This window comes from Streptomyces botrytidirepellens (genome assembly GCF_003721215.1).
In the GTDB taxonomy this organism is placed as follows: Bacteria; Actinomycetota; Actinomycetes; order Streptomycetales; family Streptomycetaceae; genus Streptomyces; species Streptomyces himastatinicus.
Map to the genome: position 1 here is coordinate 1 of NZ_RIBZ01000560.1, position 3090 is coordinate 3090.

Annotated in this window: 3 protein-coding genes; 2 read left to right on the top strand and 1 reads right to left on the bottom strand. The window is 73.5% G+C overall.

Going from position 1 to position 3090, the window contains the following annotated elements; all coding sequences use genetic code 11:
- Positions 1-56: 56 nt before the first annotated feature.
- The gene (locus EEJ42_RS32795) at positions 57-995 is read right to left on the bottom strand and encodes a serine hydrolase (protein ID WP_123105601.1); all 939 of its coding nucleotides are present in this window, start codon (positions 993-995) and stop codon (positions 57-59) included.
- Between the two features lie 260 nt (positions 996-1255).
- Here EEJ42_RS32795 and rpe point away from each other — a divergent pair, with 260 nt between their 5' ends.
- Entirely contained in the window at positions 1256-1954 is a 699-nt protein-coding gene (gene rpe / locus EEJ42_RS32800; RefSeq protein WP_123105603.1) for a ribulose-phosphate 3-epimerase, read from the top strand.
- Between the two features lie 112 nt (positions 1955-2066).
- Entirely contained in the window at positions 2067-3056 is a 990-nt protein-coding gene (locus EEJ42_RS32805; RefSeq protein ID WP_184503385.1) for a sugar-binding transcriptional regulator, read from the top strand.
- The last annotated feature ends 34 nt before the right edge of the window (positions 3057-3090 follow it).

Here is a 3090-nt window from a genome sequence, read left to right on the forward strand (position 1 = left end):
CCGCCCCGGCCGGTGCTCGCGCCCGGCCGGGGCGGTCCCGTATCCGCCGCACCTCGCTACGGGACGGCGGGCATCGCCTCCTGCGGGGCGCGGGTCGGGGTGTACGGCTTCGCCGTCCCCGCCTTCGGGTTGAGGTCCTTGTGGACCGCGCGCGCCACCGCCTGGATCGCGGCGACCCCGTCCTTCATGCGGGCGTTGTCCTGGGTGAGCACCGTGAGCGTGTAGTCCCGGCCGTGCCCGGTGAACGCGCCGATGCTGTGCACCCGCCAGCCGTGCGTGGCGCGGGACAGCCAGCCGTTCTTCACCTGGATCGTGGTCCCGCGCGGCGCGCCCGCCGGGGTGCCCCAGCGCTGGGACGGGACGACCTCGCGCATCAGCTTGCGGATGTACGCACGGGAGTCCTCGTCGAGCACCGCGTTGGGGCGGGTCACCCGCTCCAGCAGCTTCTCCTCGTCGTTCGCGGTGATCTGGGTGAGCCCCCAGTAGCCGCCGCTGCCGGGCACGGTCCTGGTCATCCCGGCGGCCCGCAGGAACGCCTTCACCTTGGCCGCCTTGAGCTGCCGCCACAGCGCGCTGGTGGCGTCGTTGTCCGACTTCGTGATCATGGCGGTGGCGAGCCGGGTCTCGCGCCGGGTCAGCTCGCGGTCGTGCTTCCCGGCGTCCCACAACAGCGTGGCCAGCACCGTCACCTTCACCACGCTCGCGGAGTCGAACGGCCGGTCCGCGCGCAGCGTGCAGCGGGTGTGGGTGGCGGGGACGCGCAGACTGACCGCGGTGGTCGCGGACCGGCCGTGCAGCGCCGCGCCGATGTCCCGGGCCAGCGCGGCGGCCTGACCCGCCCGGTCCGAGGTGCAGACCGCCCGCGGGGTCGCGGCCGTCCGCGGGGTCGCGGCCGTGGCCGTCTCCGCACCGGCGAGCGCCGGGGCGAGGAGTCCGGCGGCCAGCGCCACGGAGAGTGCGGCGCGGGGCCGCGGGCGTATTCGCTGTCGCGTCATGGTCGGTTGCCTCTGTCCTTACGTGTTCCCGCCCGTCACACGGGCATCCCTGGTCACTCACCCCTCATGACCCACAACCGACAGTGCGGGTTGCCTCGGAGATCCAGGGTTTCGACGGAGATCCAGGGTTTCGATCACCCCATCGCGGCTCCCGCGCGGCGGCAACCGGGGCGGGCCAAAGGGGCGGGCGACGGGGGCGGCGGCCGTATCGTGATCATCCCGGGTCCATGGCCCGGCGGCGGGCGTGGCAGGCTGGTCCCATGGCCGTGCAGATCAATCCCAGCATCCTGTCCGCGGACTTCTCGCGCCTGGCGGACGAAGCCAAGGCCGTCGAGGGTGCCGACTGGCTCCATGTCGACGTCATGGACAACCACTTCGTGCCCAATCTGACCCTCGGCGTGCCGGTGGTGGAGGCGCTGGGCAAGGCGACGGACACGCCCCTGGACTGCCACCTCATGATCGAGGACCCGGACCGCTGGGCCCCGGCCTACGTGGAGGCGGGGGCGGGCTCGGTCACCTTCCACGTGGAGGCCGCGGCCGCGCCCGTACGGCTGGCGCGCGAGATCCGCGCCAAGGGCGCGCGGGCGGCGATGGCGCTCAAGCCCGCGACCCCCATCGAGCCGTACGAGGACCTGCTGCCCGAGCTGGACATGCTGCTGGTGATGACCGTGGAGCCCGGCTTCGGCGGGCAGGCGTTCCTCGACATCATGCTGCCCAAGATCCGCCGCACCCGGGAGCTGATCTCCCGGCACGGCCTGGAGATGTGGCTCCAGGTGGACGGCGGGGTGTCCGCCTCGACCATCGAGCGGTGCGCGGAGGCGGGCGCCGACGTGTTCGTGGCGGGCTCCGCGGTCTACGGGGCCGAGGACCCCGACAAGGCCGTGCGCGAGCTGCGCGCCCTGGCCGAGAACGCGACGGGCACCACCGGACTGTGCGGCCACCAAGCTGCCGGTCGGTGAACGTCACGGTAAAGCGCGAACCAACTCCACCGTTTCTGACAGGATGAACGGTGAGACCGGAACATTGACAAGTAAGGAGACCGCGGTGTCGACGGGCCGTTCAGCCACGCGGATGGGACCCGCCGAACTGGTGCAGGCGGCGGCCATGGCGCGCCGCTTCTACCTCGAGGGCAAGTCCAAGATCCAGATTGCCGAGGAGTTCGGGGTCAGCCGCTTCAAGGTCGCGCGCGTGCTGGAGACCGCGCTCGAACGCGACCTGGTGCGGATCGAGATCCGGGTTCCCGCCGAACTCGACGCGGAGCGCTCCGACGCGCTGCGCGCCCGCTACGGGCTGCGCCACGCCGTCGTCGTCGAGTCCCCGGCCGACCTCGAGGCCGACACCCCGGACCCGGAGAACCTGGGCGAGGTCGCCGCGGACCTGCTCGGCGAGCTGGTGAACGAGGGCGATGTGCTCGGGCTGGCCTGGGGCCGTTCGACCATCCACATGGCCGCGGCGCTGCACCGGCTGCCCCCCTGCACCGTCGTCCAGCTCACCGGCGTGTACGACGCGGGCACGGCCGAGCGCGGCTCGGTCGAGGCGGTCCGGCGCGCCGCCGCCGTCTCCGGCGGCGAGGCCCACCCGATCTACGCGCCGATGCTGCTGCCGGACACCGCGACGGCCGACGCGCTGCGCGGGCAGACCGGGATCGCCCGGGCCTTCGAGTACTTCGACAAGGTCACCGTGGCGTGCGTGTCCATCGGCTCCTGGGAGGCCGGGATCTCCACGGTGTACGACATGCTCACCGAGGAGGAGCGGGCCCACTACGAGAGCCTCGGCGCCGCCGCCGAGATGTCGGCCCACCTCTTCGACGCCGAGGGCCGCCGCATCGGCCGCGACCTGGGCGAGCGCTGCATCACGGTGGAGGCCGACCGGCTGCGCCGGATCCCCGAGGTGGTGGCGATCGCGGGCGGCCGCCGCAAGGCGGAGGCGATCGGCGCGGTGCTGCGGTCGGGGCTGGTCACCAGCCTGGTGACGGACACGACGGCGGCCGACCACCTGCTGCTGGAGGCGGACCCGGGCCCCCGCCCCGCCCTCGACCGCGCGGACCCCGACGGCGCGTAGGAGCTTCAGGGCCGGCCCCCGGCGCCCTCGGGCG

Excerpts from the sequence above, each read along its gene's own strand:
- EEJ42_RS32795 (WP_123105601.1), bottom strand. The coding sequence starts at position 995 with ATGACGCGACAGCGAATACGCCCGCGGCCCCGCGCCGCACTCTCCGTG.
- rpe (WP_123105603.1), top strand. The coding sequence starts at position 1,256 with ATGGCCGTGCAGATCAATCCCAGCATCCTGTCCGCGGACTTCTCGCGC.
- EEJ42_RS32805 (WP_184503385.1), top strand. The coding sequence starts at position 2,067 with ATGGGACCCGCCGAACTGGTGCAGGCGGCGGCCATGGCGCGCCGCTTC.